The organism is Nonlabens sp. (genome assembly GCF_039941875.1).
GTDB lineage: Bacteria > Bacteroidota > Bacteroidia > Flavobacteriales > Flavobacteriaceae > Nonlabens.
In genome coordinates this window covers 11,676-28,500 of record NZ_JBDVDQ010000018.1, presented here as the reverse complement: position 1 = coordinate 28,500, position 16,825 = coordinate 11,676, and the positions used below count along the sequence as shown (strand labels likewise).

Annotated in this window: 15 protein-coding genes; all 15 read left to right on the top strand. The window is 35.2% G+C overall.

What is annotated here, in order from left to right; all coding sequences use genetic code 11:
* The first annotated feature begins 4 nt into the window (after nt 1–4).
* Nucleotides 5–457 (top strand): 50S ribosomal protein L15, encoded by a 453-nt coding sequence (gene rplO, locus ABJF08_RS11270; RefSeq protein ID WP_348116337.1) that lies wholly within the window; start codon nt 5–7, stop codon nt 455–457.
* Nucleotides 458–466: 9 nt separating this feature from the next.
* Nucleotides 467–1,801, top strand: coding sequence for a preprotein translocase subunit SecY (secY, locus tag ABJF08_RS11265; RefSeq protein ID WP_104515644.1), 1,335 nt, complete (start codon nt 467–469; stop codon nt 1,799–1,801).
* Complete coding sequence (gene infA / locus ABJF08_RS11260; RefSeq protein ID WP_013549436.1) at nt 1,801–2,016, top strand: translation initiation factor IF-1; 216 nt, start codon at nt 1,801–1,803, stop codon at nt 2,014–2,016. The genes secY and infA overlap by 1 nt, the downstream gene beginning before the upstream one ends.
* A gap of 1 nt (nt 2,017) precedes the next feature.
* The gene (gene ykgO / locus ABJF08_RS11255) at nt 2,018–2,134 is read left to right on the top strand and encodes a type B 50S ribosomal protein L36 (protein ID WP_015361145.1); all 117 of its coding nucleotides are present in this window, start codon (nt 2,018–2,020) and stop codon (nt 2,132–2,134) included.
* Between the two features lie 3 nt (nt 2,135–2,137).
* Nucleotides 2,138–2,512 (top strand): 30S ribosomal protein S13, encoded by a 375-nt coding sequence (rpsM, locus tag ABJF08_RS11250; RefSeq protein WP_348116336.1) that lies wholly within the window; start codon nt 2,138–2,140, stop codon nt 2,510–2,512.
* A 12-nt stretch (nt 2,513–2,524) separates the two neighbouring features.
* Nucleotides 2,525–2,914: a 30S ribosomal protein S11 gene (gene rpsK, locus ABJF08_RS11245; RefSeq protein ID WP_348116335.1), complete on the top strand. Its 390-nt coding sequence runs from the start codon at nt 2,525–2,527 to the stop codon at nt 2,912–2,914.
* An 84-nt stretch (nt 2,915–2,998) separates the two neighbouring features.
* Complete coding sequence (gene rpsD, locus ABJF08_RS11240; RefSeq protein WP_348116334.1) at nt 2,999–3,604, top strand: 30S ribosomal protein S4; 606 nt, start codon at nt 2,999–3,001, stop codon at nt 3,602–3,604.
* Between the two features lie 23 nt (nt 3,605–3,627).
* Entirely contained in the window at nt 3,628–4,620 is a 993-nt protein-coding gene (locus ABJF08_RS11235) for a DNA-directed RNA polymerase subunit alpha (RefSeq protein WP_104515640.1), read from the top strand.
* A gap of 30 nt (nt 4,621–4,650) precedes the next feature.
* Nucleotides 4,651–5,121: a 50S ribosomal protein L17 gene (gene rplQ, locus ABJF08_RS11230; RefSeq protein WP_348116333.1), complete on the top strand. Its 471-nt coding sequence runs from the start codon at nt 4,651–4,653 to the stop codon at nt 5,119–5,121.
* Nucleotides 5,122–5,216: 95 nt separating this feature from the next.
* Complete coding sequence (gene carA, locus ABJF08_RS11225) at nt 5,217–6,335, top strand: glutamine-hydrolyzing carbamoyl-phosphate synthase small subunit (RefSeq protein ID WP_348116332.1); 1,119 nt, start codon at nt 5,217–5,219, stop codon at nt 6,333–6,335.
* Nucleotides 6,332–7,618, top strand: coding sequence for a phosphopyruvate hydratase (gene eno, locus ABJF08_RS11220; protein WP_348116331.1), 1,287 nt, complete (start codon nt 6,332–6,334; stop codon nt 7,616–7,618). Before carA ends, eno begins: the two co-directional genes overlap by 4 nt.
* 209 nt (nt 7,619–7,827) lie before the next feature.
* Nucleotides 7,828–13,098, top strand: a complete 5,271-nt coding sequence (locus tag ABJF08_RS11215) for a reprolysin-like metallopeptidase (RefSeq protein WP_348116330.1) — start codon at nt 7,828–7,830, stop codon at nt 13,096–13,098.
* Nucleotides 13,099–13,362: 264 nt separating this feature from the next.
* Nucleotides 13,363–14,649 (top strand): citrate synthase, encoded by a 1,287-nt coding sequence (locus ABJF08_RS11210; protein ID WP_104515635.1) that lies wholly within the window; start codon nt 13,363–13,365, stop codon nt 14,647–14,649.
* Nucleotides 14,650–14,810: 161 nt separating this feature from the next.
* Complete coding sequence (locus tag ABJF08_RS11205; RefSeq protein ID WP_348116329.1) at nt 14,811–15,731, top strand: arginine deiminase family protein; 921 nt, start codon at nt 14,811–14,813, stop codon at nt 15,729–15,731.
* Nucleotides 15,731–16,660 (top strand): arginine deiminase-related protein, encoded by a 930-nt coding sequence (locus ABJF08_RS11200; protein WP_348116328.1) that lies wholly within the window; start codon nt 15,731–15,733, stop codon nt 16,658–16,660. Before ABJF08_RS11205 ends, ABJF08_RS11200 begins: the two co-directional genes overlap by 1 nt.
* Nucleotides 16,661–16,825 lie beyond the last annotated feature (165 nt).

Below are 16,825 nucleotides of genomic sequence, written 5' to 3'. Positions count from 1 at the left end.
TATAATGGGTTTACATAATTTAAAACCGGCTGAAGGTTCTGTAAAGAGATCTGCAAAGATTATTGGTCGTGGTCAAGGATCTGGTAAAGGTGGTACTGCAACTCGTGGTCACAAAGGAGCTAAATCTCGCTCAGGTTATTCTAAGAAAGTAGGTTTCGAAGGTGGTCAAATGCCTCTTCAGCGTCGTGTACCTAAATTTGGTTTCACGAATATTAATCGTAAAGAATATGCTGGAGTTAATTTAGATGTTATTCAAGCTTACCATGAAGCTGGAAGATTTTCAGATAATATCACTATAAGTGATTTAATTGCTGAAAGATTGGTTTCTAAAAATGACCTGGTTAAGATACTTGGTCGTGGTGAGTTGAAAGCTAAAGTTAATATTACTGCACATAAATTTACTTCTACTGCAAAAGCAGCTATAGAAGGAGTAGGTGGACAAGCACAAACAATTTAATTTTACTCGATGAAGTTAATTGAAAATTTAAAGAATGTTTGGCAAATAGAAGAGCTAAGGGATCGTATTTTAATGACCTTTAGTTTGCTTCTTGTTTATAGATTTGGTGCTCAAATAACCTTACCAGGTATTGATTCAACACAATTAGTTGGTTTGGCTTCTAATTTTAAAGATGGTATTGGTGGTATACTTAACGCTTTTACAGGTGGTGCTTTTGCTAAAGCCTCTGTTTTTGCTTTAGGTATTATGCCGTATATATCTGCGAGTATTGTAGTTCAGTTAATGGGTATTGCCATACCTTATTTGCAAAAACTTCAAAAAGAAGGTGAGTCTGGTAGAAGAAAGATTAATCAAATAACTAGATGGTTAACGATTGGTATTTGTTTAATACAAGCACCTAGCTATATGTTGTCTTTAGGTTCTTTAGGTGTTCCTGAATCTGCATTTATGATGCAGGATCAACAAACTTTGTTTTTAGTAATTAGTACAATAATTTTAGTTACGGGCTGCGTTTTTGCTATGTGGCTTGGTGAGAAAATTACGGATAAAGGTATTGGTAATGGTATTTCATTACTAATCATGGTTGGTATAATCGCTACGTTGCCTCAAGCATTTATTCAGGAAATAGGTTCTAGAGTTGATGGAGTAGGTGGTTGGTTCTTAATTATTGTTGAAGTTGTTATTTGGCTACTTGTGATAGCGGCTTGTATTATGCTTGTTATGGGGGTTAGAAAGATTCCTGTTCAGTATGCTAGAAGGTCTGCAACTGGCGGTTATGAGAAGAATGTTTTTGGTTCTCGTCAATATATTCCTCTTAAACTTAATGCTTCTGGCGTTATGCCAATAATTTTTGCTCAAGCTATTATGTTCGTACCGTCTGCTATTGGTCAGATGGATGCATCTTGGGCTAAGTCTATTGGTACTGCTTATGGCGATATTTTTGGTTTTTGGTATAATTTGACTTTTGCCTTATTAATCATAGTTTTTACCTATTTTTACACCGCGATAACAGTTCCAACTAATAAGATGGCTGATGATCTTAAAAGAAATGGTGGTTTTATACCTGGAATTAGACCAGGGACTGAAACTTCTGAGTATTTAGATCGTATAATGTCTCAGATTACATTACCTGGTTCTTTGTTTTTAGCAGCAGTGGCTATTTTTCCTGCAATTATATCTTTAATGGGAGTTACTCAATCATGGGCTTTGTTTTATGGTGGTACTTCTTTATTAATTATGGTTGGAGTTGCAATAGACACAATGCAACAAATTAACTCTTATCTTCTTAATCGTCATTATGATGGTTTGATTAAGACTGGTAAGAATAGAAAAGCAGTAGCATAATGGCAAAACAATCAGCGATAGAGCAAGATGGTTCTATCATAGAAGCACTTTCTAATGCAATGTTCAGAGTTGAGTTAGAAAATGGTCACGTCGTGACTGCGCATATTTCAGGTAAAATGCGTATGCACTATATTAAATTATTACCTGGTGATAAAGTGAAATTAGAAATGAGTCCTTACGATCTTTCGAAAGCAAGGATAACTTATAGATACTAAAATGAAAGTAAGAGCGTCAATTAAAAAAAGAAGTGCTGACTGTAAGATAGTTCGTCGTAAGGGCAGGCTATACGTCATTAACAAAAAGAATCCTAAATTTAAACAAAGACAAGGGTAAGCTATGGCTAGAATTGCAGGGGTAGATGTACCTAAAAATAAACGTGGAGAGATAGCATTAACTTATATTTACGGTGTAGGTAGAAATCGTGCTAAAGAGGTTCTTATGGCTACAGGTGTAGGTGTAGATAAGAAAGTTAGTGACTGGAATGATGATGAGATCAGCAAGATTCGTACTGCTATTGGAGAATTTACTATTGAAGGTGAATTAAGATCTGAAACACAGTTGAATATTAAACGTCTTATGGATATAGGATGTTATAGAGGTATTCGTCATAGATCTGGTCTTCCATTGAGAGGTCAGCGTACAAAGAATAATTCTCGTACACGTAAAGGAAAACGTAAGACTGTTGCTAATAAAAAGAAAGCAACTAAATAATAAGTAACTGATATGGCAAAGTCTAAAGCGGTAGCTAAAAAACGTAAAGTTATAGTGGATAGTGTTGGTGAAGTTCACATTTCATCTTCTTTCAATAATATATTGATATCTCTAACGAATAAAAAAGGTGAAGTGATCTCTTGGTCATCAGCTGGTAAAATGGGTTTTCGTGGTTCAAAAAAGAATACACCATATGCTGCACAACTTGCGGCTGAGGATTGTTCTAAAGTAGCACACGAAGCTGGTTTGCGTAAAGTGAAGGCATATGTAAAAGGTCCTGGTAATGGTCGTGAAAGTGCTGTTCGTTCAATACATAATTCTGGAATCGAAGTAACTGAAATAATTGATGTTACTCCATTACCACATAATGGTTGTCGTCCTCCGAAAAGAAGAAGAGTTTAATTTAATTTTAATATCGAGTGATTATATGATCATTGAAGGATATAGACCTGAATTCATGATACATCACTCACAAAATTTATAGAAATGGCAAGATATAGAGGTCCTAAGGCAAAAATTGCTCGTAGATTCAGAGAACCAATTTTTGGCCCTAGTAAAGCATTGGAGAAGAAAAACTATCCTCCAGGTATGCACGGTAACGCAAGGCGTCGTGGTAAAGAGTCTGAGTATGCTGTTCAGCTCAAAGAGAAGCAAAAAGCTAAATATACTTATGGTATTTTAGAAAAGCAATTCAGACTTATGTTTGACAGGGCTGTTCGTAGTACAGGTATTACTGGTGAGGTTTTACTTCAACTTTGTGAATCAAGACTTGATAATGTTGTTTATCGTATGGGTCTTGCTAGAACAAGAAGAGGAGCTAGACAACTTGTTTCTCACAGACATATGACAGTTAATGGACAGTTGGTTAATATTCCTTCTTACCAGTTAAAACCAGGTGATGTTGTTGCAGTTCGTGAAAAGTCAAAATCCTTAGCTACTATTGAAGATTCTTTATCAAGTAACGAGCGTGTTTACGATTTTATAACTTTCAATAAAGCTTCTTTATCAGGTACTTTTGTTAGTGTTCCAGAACGTTTGCAGATTCCTGAAAACGTTAAAGAACAACTGATTGTAGAATTGTACTCTAAATAATAACCAATTCATTAAGTAATCTTATGGCAATATTAAATTTCCAAAAGCCGGATAAAGTAATCATGATTGATTCAACTGATTTCGAAGGAAAATTCGAATTCAGACCGTTAGAACCTGGTTACGGACTTACCGTTGGTAATGCACTTAGAAGAGTACTTTTATCTTCTTTAGAAGGGTTTGCAATAACTTCAATTCGTATTGAAGGAGTGGATCATGAATTTTCAACAATTGAAGGTGTAGTTGAAGACGTTACTGAAATTATTCTTAATTTCAAACAAGTTCGTTTTAGAAGACAAATCGACGAAGTAGATAGCGAGGTTGTTAATGTATCTTTTTCAGGTAAGAATCAGTTTACTGCTGGAGATTTGCAAAAGCATATTTCAGGTTTTCAAGTATTGAATCCTGATATGGTTATATGTAATACTGAAAGTAGTGTTAGTCTTAATTTAGAGCTTACTATTGAGAAGGGTCGTGGATATGTTCCTGCAGAGGAAAATAAAAACGTAAGTGCTGCAATAGGTACTATAGCGATAGATTCTATTTTTACACCTATTAAGAATGTTAAATATAGCATTGAAAACTATCGTGTAGAGCAAAAGACGGATTTTGAAAAATTAGTTTTTGAAATTGTTACAGATGGAAGTATTCATCCAAAACATGCATTAACTGAAGCTGCTAAAACTTTGATTCATCACTTTATGTTATTTTCTGATGAGAGAATAACGCTAGAGGCAGATGAAATAGCTCAAACTGAAACTTATGATGAAGAAAGTCTTCACATGCGTCAGTTGCTTAAGACTAAGTTAGTAGATATGGAGCTTTCTGTAAGAGCTTTAAATTGCTTGAAAGCTGCTGAAGTTGAAACATTAGGTGATCTTGTTTCTTATAACAAGAATGATCTAATGAAGTTCAGAAATTTCGGTAAGAAGTCTTTAACTGAGTTAGAAGAATTAGTAAATGTCAAAGGCTTAAACTTTGGTATGGATCTAGCAAAATATAAATTAGACCGTGACTAGGTTTTTCCTAGTTCAAGAATATAATACAAAATGAGACACGGAAAAAAAGTAAACCATTTAAGTAGAAAGACAGCACACCGTAAGGCTATGCTTTCAAATATGAGTTGTTCTCTTATTGAGCATAAACGCATAAATACTACTGTGGCTAAGGCTAAAGCGCTTAAGCAATTTGTTGAGCCATTGATAACAAAGTCTAAAGAGGATACAACTCACAATAGAAGATTGGTATTTGCTAAACTTAGAAGTAAGGAAGCAGTAACAGAGCTTTTTAGAGATGTAGCTGCAAAGGTAGGTGACCGTCCAGGTGGTTATACTAGAATTATCAAGTTAGGTAATAGACTTGGTGATAATGCTGATATGGCGATGATTGAGCTTGTTGACTATAACGATATTTATAAGTTAGAAGCTGGTGCTAAAAAAGCAACAACTCGTCGTAGTAGAAGAAGCAAATCAGCTTCTGCTGCAGCTGTAGCTGATACAAAGACTAATGAAGAAGAGTAAATTTCTTTATAAGATGTAGAAAAAGGATCAATGATTATTTCATTGATCCTTTTTTTTTGCATTTTTTTTAGATTATTTTTGAATATAAACTGATTATGGGATATTTAGAGAAAAAAGACGCCATTATATTGTTGGAAGATGGAACCATTTTTCACGGTAAGGCAGTAGGTAAGGGTGGAACATCCACCGGAGAAATTTGTTTTAACACTGGTACAACTGGTTATCAAGAGATCTTTACAGATCCTTCTTATTTTGGCCAGATCATGGTTACTACAAATGCACATATAGGTAACTATGGTGTCACTAACGTTGATGAAGAGTCGGATTCGGTGAAAATTGCAGGTTTAATTTGTAAAAATTTTTCTGAAGAATTTTCTAGAGCAGCTGCGCAAGGTGATTTGTTATCTTATCTAGAGAAAGAAGGACTTGTTATTCTCTCTGATGTTGATACTCGTGCGTTAGTTTCATATATTAGAGATAATGGAGCGCAAAACGCTATTATTTCTACTGAAATTGATGATTTGAGCAACCTTAAGAAGCAACTAGCTGCTGTACCTTCTATGAAAGGGTTAGAATTATCTTCTAAGGTGTCTTGTACAGAGCCTTATTTCTATGGTGATAAAAATTCTAATATTAGAATTTCAGCTTTGGATTTAGGTATTAAAAAGAACATTTTACGCAACTTAGCAAGTCGTGGCGCTTATATTAAAGTTTTTCCATTTGATTCTACTTATGAGCAAATGAAGTCTTTTAATCCGGATGGTTATTTCTTATCAAATGGACCTGGTGATCCAGAACCGTTGACGCAAGCTATCCTTACTGCTAAAGATATTTTAAATGCTGAGAATCCTTTGTTTGGAATATGTTTAGGTCACCAAGTTATTGCTTTAGCTAATGGTATTTCTACCTTTAAAATGCATAATGGGCATCGTGGTATTAATCATCCTGTAATGAACGTTGAAACTGGTAAAGGGGAAATCACCTCTCAAAACCATGGGTTTGCAATCAGTAGAGAGGATACTGAAAGTAATTCAGATATTTCTATCACACATTATCATCTTAATGATAATACAGTTGCAGGTATAAAACATAATAGTAAGCCATGTTTTTCAGTACAATATCATCCAGAAGCTGGCCCTGGTCCAAATGATGCTACTTATTTATTTGACCAATTTATTAATCTTATTAATTCAACAAAAGAAGTAACAATATGAGTACAATTATAGAAGTTCACGCAAGACAAATCTTTGATTCAAGAGGTAATCCTACTGTGGAGGTAGATGTAGTTACATCTAACGGTATTATGGGTAGAGCAGCGGTTCCATCTGGAGCTTCTACCGGTGAGCATGAAGCTGTAGAGTTACGTGACGGTGGTAAAGCCTTCATGGGTAAAGGTGTAAGTAAAGCTGTGAATAATGTAAATACCATAATAGCAGAAGAGCTTTTGGGAACTTCGGTTTTCGAACAAGCCTATATCGATCAATTAATGATACAATTAGATGGTACGCCTAACAAAGCTAGTTTAGGTGCAAATGCTATTTTAGGTGTTTCATTAGCTTGTGCAAAAGCTGCTGCTAGTGAGCTTAACCAGCCTTTATATAAATATATAGGAGGTATGAGTGCAAGCACTCTTCCAGTGCCTATGATGAATATTATTAATGGAGGATCCCATAGTGATGCCCCTATTGCTTTTCAAGAATTTATGGTAATGCCTGTGGAAGCAGAGAGTTTTTCTCATGCTCTTCAAATGGGTACTGAAATCTTTCACCATTTAAAGAAAGTTCTTCACGATAGAGGATTAAGTACTGCAGTGGGAGATGAAGGTGGTTTTGCACCTACATTAGACGGAACAGAAGATGCTTTAGATACTATATTATTAGCTATCAAAAATGCAGGCTATGAACCAGGTACACAAGTGATGATAGCTCTTGACTGTGCAGCTGCTGAGTTTTTTGTAGATGGGAGATATGACTACACTAAGTTTGAAGGTGATACTGGAGTTATTAGAACTTCAGAAGAACAAGCAACTTACCTTTCTGATCTGGCAGATAAATATCCTATTATCTCTATAGAAGACGGAATGGATGAAAACGATTGGGATGGTTGGAAGTTTTTAACAGAAAAAGCTGGCCACAAAGTACAACTCGTAGGTGATGATTTATTTGTTACCAATGTAGAAAGACTTTCCAGAGGTATTGAAAATGAGATTGCCAATTCTATTTTAATTAAAGTAAATCAGATCGGTACGCTTACTGAAACTATTGCAGCCGTAACTATGGCTCACAAAGCTGGATACACATCTGTTATGTCTCACCGTAGTGGAGAGACTGAAGATAATACTATCGCAGACCTTGCTGTGGCGTTATCTACAGGACAGATTAAAACAGGATCTGCATCACGATCAGACCGTATGGCAAAGTATAACCAACTTATTCGTATAGAAGAAGAGTTAGGTGATGCTGCTTATTACCCAGGTAGAAAAGCATTTCAGTTTTAATATAATAGATAGTATTCCGCTTTCGCGAAAGCGGTAAAAACACAAGCCACCTAGAAGATAGGTGGCTTTTTTATTGATATATGTTCATCTCATTGATTTTTAAAATCGATTAAATACATTAAAAGCCATTTAAAAGCGTTTATTATAGACGAAACAACAAATAGTTAGACGAACTGTTGTTTATTTGTTATCCCAAAAATTTACAACAAATGAACAGAATTCTATTTTTTGCATTTTTAATTCTATTACCATTTTCTATTTATTCACAAACCATTTGGAGAAGTCCAGATATGTCTATAGTAGGTAAAATATCCAAAGATTTAAGACCGATACAGCCTAATAAATTTGACATCTTTGATATTGATATAGATGAATTATCTACAAGGTTAGATGGAGCAGTCGATAGATTTGATGGAGGAACAGCTATAGAAGTAGACTTTCCATTAGGTAATAATCAGTTTGAAACATTTAGCGTTTACACCTCTGGTGCTGTTTCTAAAGAGCTCCATGCTCAATATCCACAGATTCAGTCTTATGTAGGGCAGAGTAAAACAAACCTTCTAAATAAAATATATTTTACCATAACACCTAAAGGTTTTCATGGTTTAATAACTGGAGAGAAGATTATTTATATGGATCCATATTCTAAAGTGTCTCCAGAATCTATTATGATCTATAATAGAAAAGATCTTAACCGTGCTAGTGACGATAATTTTGCGTGCGATGTAGTGGAAGATAATTTAGATCTTTTAAGTAAATCTCACGCAGATGTGCATATTAAGGCGTTTAGAGATAGAACATTTAGAACCTATAGATTAGCAGTAGCAGCAACTGCTGAATATACTGCTTATCATGATGATGGAGATGCAGGTAATGGTGGTCCAGTGGATGATGCGATTGCTGGAATAGTTACTACCATAACAAGAGTAAATTCTATTTTTGAAAAAGAAATGTCTATTAGATTTTCGCTGGTAGGCAATAATGGAAGTATTATCTACACTGACCCTAATAATGATCCTTATGATAATTATAGTCCTAGCCAGCAAATAAGTGTTAATACTAATAATATAAATGAAGTTTTTGGTGGTGGAGCAAATAATACAGCTAGATCTGCTGGTGCGGCTTTGTATGATGTAGGTCATGTGTTCTCAACCGGTGGTGGTGGTCTAGCGAGTGCTATACGATGTGGTGGTAGAACAAGTTCTAAAGCTAGTGGTGTAACCGGAATAGTTACTCCAGAGTTTGATCCTTTTGATATTGATTATGTTGCACATGAGCTAGGGCATCAATTTGGTGCAAGTCATACTTTTTATAATGGCTGTTTTGGACTAAGTCCTTCGTCTCAGCCTTATGAAACTGGAAGTGCTTCTACTATCATGGGATATGCTGGGATTTGTGCTCCTAATGTTCAAGATAATTCTGATGCCTATTTTCATGCAATAAGTTTGCAACAAATGCATACCAATATTGCGTCAGATACTTGTGATAGTCAGGTATCCTTAGCATCTAATAATCCTACAGCTCCAAATGCGCAAGATTTAGCAGAGAAATTCATGCCCATAGGTACTCCATTTAAGTTAACAGCGATTTCTTCACAAGCTCCTGATACTGGAGAAATTTATACGTACCGTTGGGATCAGCTAGATACTGGCGCCGCTGCTAATACTGGCGCTACTCAGCCACCTGTAAGTTCTAGTACTAAAGGGCCTATGTTTAGGTCAAAGTTTGCTACTACCAATCCTACAAGATATTTCCCTAATCAAGAAGAAGTATTGAATGGAGTTGATGATATATGGGAGACACTTTCTACTGCAACAAGAGAAATGACATTTGTATCTACTATTTATGATAATAATATTAATGGTGGTCAGACAGATCAGGCAGAAGTTGTTGTGAAACCTAACACAGCTGCAGGACCTTTTGTCGTAAACGATCCTGTGGAAACAGATATATGGCATGAAGGAGAAGTAAGAACGGTAACATGGGACGTTGCAAATACTAACCAGCCTCTATTAGCGGAGCAAGTAAATGTAAAATTATCATTAGATGGTGGATATACCTATCCTTTCATGTTAGCAAGTAATGTAAGTAATACCGGTTCAATAACTGTTACAATACCTAGCGGATCAAAAACGACTACTGCTAGAATTATGGTTGAGGCTGTAGGGAATTACTTTTACAATGTAAATAATGGGAATTTTAAAATCAAAGAAGGGACATTTGAATTAACAACTAACACAAATGATTTTTCATCTTGTCAACCTACTAACGGTACAACTTCTTTTCAGTATAATGCTGCGCCAGGTTTTAATGAAACGGTTACATTTAGCGCGGTAGGTTTACCAGCAGGATTAATAGCAAGTTTTAGCCCTAGCACAACTACTGTAGATGCTACAGTAGATGTTGTAATTTCAGGAACATCTACGGTAGATGCAAATCAGTATGATTTCATTGTAGAGGCGCAATCTTCTACAACAACTATAGTTAAAGATTTTACCTTTAAATTATTTGATAATGATATAGGAGATGTTCTTCAAACAGTACCGGTAAATGGTGCAGGAAATCAAGTGGCAAATCCATTATTGGAATGGGAAGATCTAGCAAGTGCTTCTAATTATTTTGTTGAAATATCAGAAAGCCCTAACTTTTCCACTATGGTAGAATCAGGGATGGTGTCTTTTGTTAATTCATATCAACCAACTGTATTGGAGGCAGGTAAAATCTATTACTGGAAAGTAACGCCTTCTAGTGATTGTGTTGTAGGTTCAGTGACTTCAATAAGCTCTTTTCAAACAGCGCAAGATGTTTGTATTACCTATGATAACGAGACTTATGAGAATACGGCTCAAAATACATCAAACCAAAACGTATGGAATACTAGTGTAAATGCAGTTGCTGCCAAAGTAATCGTTACTGATGATATTCAAGTGACTAATCTGAGCTTTTATATGAGAGCTACTCATGGAGATACAGGTCACATTAAAATGCAATTAAGCGCTCCGACAGGTAGATTTGCAGAGGTGTACAATCGGGAATGTGCCGCAGGTGTAAATTTTGATCTTACGGTAAGTGACCAAGGTACTCAAACTTTCGGTTGTAGTCCTGGTTACACAGGTGCTTTAACTGGTAATCAAAGGCCAGGACAGGCATTTACAAGATTTAATAATGCCAGTGCTCTTGGAGAATGGACGTTACTTGCTACTGATAGGGTTAGTGGTACTGGTGGAACATTTAATGAGTTTTCTGTTACTGTTTGTGGTAGATTACAATATGTAAATGATATCGATAATAATCGAAACTTAGGATTAACAACTGCTTTTAATGCAACTAGCATCATTGATAATACATTATTAAGATCAGTTCAAACAGGGTTCACTAATGCAAACTTAGTCTACGTAGTAACTAACGATGTAGATTATGGACAGATTCAATTAAACGGTGTAGATCTTAATGTAGGTGATACATTTACTCAAGGAGATTTAAATAATAGTAATATTCAATATTTACATGACTCTACCGAGTTGGTGAATGAAGACTCATTTGGATATACAGTTTTAGGTAATTCAGATACTGTTTTATTAGGTGATGTGTTTACTATTAATATAGAAGATCCTACACTTACATATGACGCAGGTGCATGGTCTCCATTTGCTCCTCATGCAGAAACAGGAGATTTAAATGCTCAAGTATTAAGTGGAGTAGCTCCTATCGCTGTTAATTCTATAATTAATAATATGGATGTTATAGGTGCTATGAGTACTCTAGATATTAATGCAACACTTGCTGTAAAAGGCAACTTGACTGTAGAAGGTCTAGTAGATGCAACAGATGGTGTTCTAGAAATAAATGGAATAGTTAGTCAGACAGTAAGCGGTCCTGGATCTTTGGACCTAGATACTCTAGAGGTTAACAACACAGTTGGGGTAAGTTTTGATGCGGTTACAAATATTTACAATGTCTTAAAACCTCAGGGGTCTGTTATAAATGCCAATAACAATATTATTTTTAAGAGTAATGCTGCAACAACTGGACAATTAGATGACGCAAGTCTGGCAACTATTAACGGTAGTGTAAAAGTGGAGCGTTACATACCAGCAAAACGAGCTTTTAGATTTTTAAGTTCTTCAGTTAATTCTACCGCTAGTATAAGAGAAAACTGGCAAGAGAATGGAAATGTTGTAACAGGGCTAGGTACGCATATTACAGGAGCTAACGCTGCAAATGGTTTTGACGTTACCTCTACAGGAGCTAATTCTTTATTCACATTTGATAATGATAATTATTTATGGAGCGCAGTGCCTAACACTAACATAGAGCAATTAGTTATAGGAACTCCTATGAGAATGCTAGTAAGAGGTGATCGTAATACAGATTTAACAAATAACGCTGCGACGCCTTCTAACACGACATTAAGATCTAGTGGAGTTTTACATACAGGAGATTATGCGGCATCTTATGCAACTAGTAATGGAGAATTTGCGATGATAGCAAACCCATATCAGGCAGTAGTAGACTTTAAAAGCGTTTTATTAGATGCAGCAACTAGTGGCGTGAATGCAAACTTTGTTTATGTATGGGATCCTAATTTAAATGTACGTGGCGGTTATGCCACTGTAGATTTAGGAACGGTAAATGGTGATGCTATACCTATGTCTAGTACCGCAAATAAGTTCTTACAACCAGGACAGTCTCTGTTTGTTTCAACTAGCGGTGTGAGTACATTAACATTTAAAGAATCTCAAAAAGCAGTTAACCAGCCGCTGACTCAAGTTTTCGGAGTTTATGATTTAGATAATGAGATAATTATTGGATTAAAGGATGCAGCTACCATGACCATTCTAGATCAGGCAGTGATGCGTTTTAATAATTCATATAACGATCAATTAGATAATAATGATGCATTAAAGTTTAACAACTTAGATGAAACTCTTGCTATATCAAACGGACTTGATATTCTTAGTGTAGAAAAAACACCACATCCACAGGCAGGAGACGTAACATCACTACATATTTCTAATTATAGATTAAATAACTACGTGATGGAATTAGATCTCAATTTAAACAGTGGTGTAACAGCGACTCTAGTGGATAATGAAATAGGAACGCGCACAGTTTTACAAAACGGTATTAACGTTATTAATTTTAATGTAAATGCAACAGGTAGCAGTAGTAACAACAGGTTTAAGATAGAATATGGTGCCGCGATACTTTCGCTAGAGCAGTCGTTATTAGAAAACGATCTAGAGGTTTTTCCTAATCCAGTTGTTGGGAATTCTTTTCAAGTAAACAGCACTTATTTAACTGGTAAAGAAGTGACCATGACCTTGTACAATACCTTAGGGCAAAGAATTTACACGCATACAAATCAGTTTGATGGTTCTCAAACTATAAAACCATCTACCGTGTTAAGCGCAGGTATGTATATTTTAAAAGTAGAAACAGATGAAGATGCTGCTGCTATACAGCTTATAGTGAAATAATTTTTTGTTAGTTTTTGGGACTACAAATTGCTTTACGGCGGCCTTTTTAGGTCGTCGTTTTGTTTTTAAGATGGTTTTAGTTTCGCTTTCGCGAAAGCGGAATTCAAGTTAAAACTGTGCTTATTCGTAGAATATTCTAAGTTATCGACCTAAATAGATGTATTAAAGATTAAATATTTATTAAATAATTAAACTTCACTTCTATATAGTATGAAAATTAAAGGTTGTGACGTATTTTCGTAGACAGAAAATCCAAAAATAAAAATGGCAGACAAGGCGATATTAGAGTTTGAAGGCAAGAAATACGAGTTTCCTGTTATTACTGGCTCAGAAGATGAAAAGGCAATAGATATTAAAACACTAAGAGGTGCAACAGGTGGACTTACCACTATTGACCCAGGTTATAAAAATACTGGTAGTTGTACTAGTGCAATAACATTCTTAAACGGTGAAGAAGGAATTCTTAGATATAGAGGTTACTCTATAGAAGACCTTGCAGATAAAGCTGATTTCCTTGAAGTTGCCTATTTATTAATCTTTGGTGAGTTACCTACAACTACTCAATTAGAGAAGTTTCATAGTGACATCAAAGCTCAATCTCATGTAGATGAAGACGTAAAGAAAATCTTAGACGGTTTTCCTAAAACGGCTCACCCTATGGGAGTACTTTCTTCTTTAACAAGTGCACTTATCGCATTTAATCCATCTTCAGTAAATGTAGATAGTGAAGAAGATATGTACAAAGCTATTGTGAATATTATGGGTAAATTCCCAGTTCTAGTAGCATGGGCATTAAGAAAACGTACAGGACAGCCACTTGATTATGGTGATGATAGTTTAGGTTATGTAGATAACATCCTTAAAATGATGTTTAAGAAACCTAATTCTGAATATAAAGTAGATCCTATTGTTTCTAACGCACTAGATAAATTATTAATCCTTCATGCAGACCATGAGCAAAACTGTTCTACAAGTACAGTACGTATCGTAGGTTCTTCTCATGCAGGTCTTTTTGCTAGTTTAAGTGCTGGTATATCTGCGCTTTGGGGTCCACTTCACGGTGGTGCTAACCAGGCAGTTCTTGAAATGCTAGAAGCAATAAAAGAAGATGGTGGTGATACTAAAAAGTACATGGCTAAGGCTAAGGATAAGAATGATCCATTCCGTTTAATGGGATTCGGACATAGAGTTTATAAAAACTTTGATCCTCGTGCTAAGATCATAAAAGTAGCTGCAGACGAAGTTCTTGAGGCATTAGGTGTAGAAGATCCTATCTTAGACATCGCCAAAGGTCTAGAACAAGAAGCCCTTAATGATCCTTACTTCGTAGATCGTAAATTATATCCTAACGTAGATTTCTATTCTGGTATTATTTACCGTGCTATGGGAATTCCTGTAGAGATGTTTACAGTAATGTTTGCATTAGGACGTCTTCCAGGATGGATCGCACAATGGAAAGAAATGAGAGAAAATAAAGAACCTATAGGTAGACCACGTCAGGTTTATACAGGTGAAAACTTAAGATCTTTTAAAGAAGCATCTGACAGATAATTTCTTTAAAGTTAGATATTTAAAACTCCCAAAAGTAAATACTTTTGGGAGTTTTTTAATTTTATGAAGTTTATAAGTTGATCTTTAAATGATTATAAAGCGTTGATAAAAGCATTGTGATATTAGTAGAAAAGACTAGTGGTAATTATTAAATTCGCATTATGGAAAAAATTAATCTTCATGTTAATAACGAGACCTCAAGGTTAAGGTCGGTAATTTTAGGTACAGCTAGGAGCAATGGTCCAGTGCCAGATCTAGTAGATGCTTATGACCCTAAGTCTAGAGAATACATTATAGCAGGTACCTATCCTAAAAATGAGGATATGGTAATAGAGATGGAAGCGGTTGCTGCTGTGTTTGAGAAATATGATGTAAAGGTTTTTAGACCTGAGCAAATAGAAGACTGTAATCAGATCTTCACTCGTGATATAGGTTTTGTAATTGATAATGTTTTTATTAAGGCAAATATTCTTCCAGATCGTGAAGAAGAAATAGAGGCTATACAATACGTGATAGACCAAATTAATCCTGAGAACGTAGTAAGACCTCCAGAAGAGGTTCATATAGAAGGTGGAGATGTGATGTTGCACAACGATCATATTTTTGTAGGGACCTATCGTGGTGATGACTATGCCGATTATATCATAGCCCGTACTAATGTTCAAGGTGTAGAATGGTTAAAAGAAACCTTTCCTAATAAGAAAGTAGTCTCTTTTAATTTAAGAAAAGATAATCTCGATCCATACAATAACGCATTACACTTAGATTGTTGTTTCCAGCCGGTAGGTGATGGTAAATGTATTATACATAAAAATGGATTTTTACAAGAAGAAGAATACCAGTATTTAATAGACTTCTTTGGATCAGAAAATTGTTTTGAAATCTCTCAAGAAGAGATGTATTACATGAATTCAAATATTTTTTCTATTGCTCCTGACGTAGTAGTGTCAGAAAAAAACTTTACAAGATTAAATACATGGTTGCGCAGTCACGGTATTACCGTAGAAGAAGTACCATATGCTGAAATATCAAAACAAGAAGGTCTTTTAAGATGTTCTACCTTACCCTTAATTAGAGATTAATGAGACAAATTACTGATACCATTTTCATGGTACGCCCGATACAGTTCCGTTTAAACGAAGAAACTGCCGTAAACAACTATTACCAAGATGAAGGTGTTAAAATCATTGATCAAAATAAGAAAGCGCAGGATGAATTTGACGCTTTCGCGAAAGCGTTACAAGATAAAGGCATCAACGTCCTGATTGTACAAGATCGCATAGAATTTGATACTCCAGATTCTATATTTCCTAATAATTGGATTTCTACCCATGAAAATGGAGATGTAGCTCTATATCCTATGTTTGCTGAGAACAGACGTAGAGAAAGAAGACCAGATGCTATGGAATTAATGGAGGCAGAAGGTTTCCAAATCAACAACGTTATAGATTATACTAGTGCTGAGGACGAAGGTATATTTCTAGAAGGAACTGGTAGTTTATTATTAGATCGTGTAAATCGTAAAGCATACTGTAGTTTATCCGCTCGCGCAGACGAAGAAATGATGATCGAGTTTTGTGAAGACTTTGAATACACACCTGTCATTTTCAAAGCTTATCAAACAGTAGGAGATGAGCGTCTATCTATTTATCATACTAATGTTATGATGGCTCTGGGAGAAGATTATGCTGTAATATGCCTAGATTCTATAGATGATAAGAAAGAAGCTAAGAATGTTCTTAATCACCTTAAAGAAGATGGTAAAGAAGTTATAAAAATTACCGAAGCACAAGTAAATGCCTTTGCTGGTAACATGATGCAAGTACATAATGATAAAGGTGAGCGCATTCTAGTCATGAGTGATCAGGCTTATAACTCGTTAACTGCTGTGCAAATAGAAAAATTAGAAACATACAACGAGATTTTACATCCATCTATTTCTACTATTGAAACTCTAGGTGGCGGCTCTGTTAGATGTATGATGGCTGAGGTTTTTTTACCTAAAGCATAGATGTTTTCATTTTTTAGATAAAGCTTTTCAACTCTTTTTAACTTTTAAATGATGTCTTTTTAACAACCACTGTTAAAGTTGTAGCGCTTATTTATAAACTTATAGTATCTATAATTAGAATGCTTAAATTTATAGAAATAAGCGTAATACATAATATTAAAATTT

Coding starts and splice junctions, on each gene's coding strand:
- rplO (WP_348116337.1), top strand. CDS start 5: ATGGGTTTACATAATTTAAAACCGGCTGAAGGTTCTGTAAAGAGATCT.
- secY (WP_104515644.1), top strand. CDS start 467: ATGAAGTTAATTGAAAATTTAAAGAATGTTTGGCAAATAGAAGAGCTA.
- infA (WP_013549436.1), top strand. CDS start 1,801: ATGGCAAAACAATCAGCGATAGAGCAAGATGGTTCTATCATAGAAGCA.
- ykgO (WP_015361145.1), top strand. CDS start 2,018: ATGAAAGTAAGAGCGTCAATTAAAAAAAGAAGTGCTGACTGTAAGATA.
- rpsM (WP_348116336.1), top strand. CDS start 2,138: ATGGCTAGAATTGCAGGGGTAGATGTACCTAAAAATAAACGTGGAGAG.
- rpsK (WP_348116335.1), top strand. CDS start 2,525: ATGGCAAAGTCTAAAGCGGTAGCTAAAAAACGTAAAGTTATAGTGGAT.
- rpsD (WP_348116334.1), top strand. CDS start 2,999: ATGGCAAGATATAGAGGTCCTAAGGCAAAAATTGCTCGTAGATTCAGA.
- ABJF08_RS11235 (WP_104515640.1), top strand. CDS start 3,628: ATGGCAATATTAAATTTCCAAAAGCCGGATAAAGTAATCATGATTGAT.
- rplQ (WP_348116333.1), top strand. CDS start 4,651: ATGAGACACGGAAAAAAAGTAAACCATTTAAGTAGAAAGACAGCACAC.
- carA (WP_348116332.1), top strand. CDS start 5,217: ATGGGATATTTAGAGAAAAAAGACGCCATTATATTGTTGGAAGATGGA.
- eno (WP_348116331.1), top strand. CDS start 6,332: ATGAGTACAATTATAGAAGTTCACGCAAGACAAATCTTTGATTCAAGA.
- ABJF08_RS11215 (WP_348116330.1), top strand. CDS start 7,828: ATGAACAGAATTCTATTTTTTGCATTTTTAATTCTATTACCATTTTCT.
- ABJF08_RS11210 (WP_104515635.1), top strand. CDS start 13,363: ATGGCAGACAAGGCGATATTAGAGTTTGAAGGCAAGAAATACGAGTTT.
- ABJF08_RS11205 (WP_348116329.1), top strand. CDS start 14,811: ATGGAAAAAATTAATCTTCATGTTAATAACGAGACCTCAAGGTTAAGG.
- ABJF08_RS11200 (WP_348116328.1), top strand. CDS start 15,731: ATGAGACAAATTACTGATACCATTTTCATGGTACGCCCGATACAGTTC.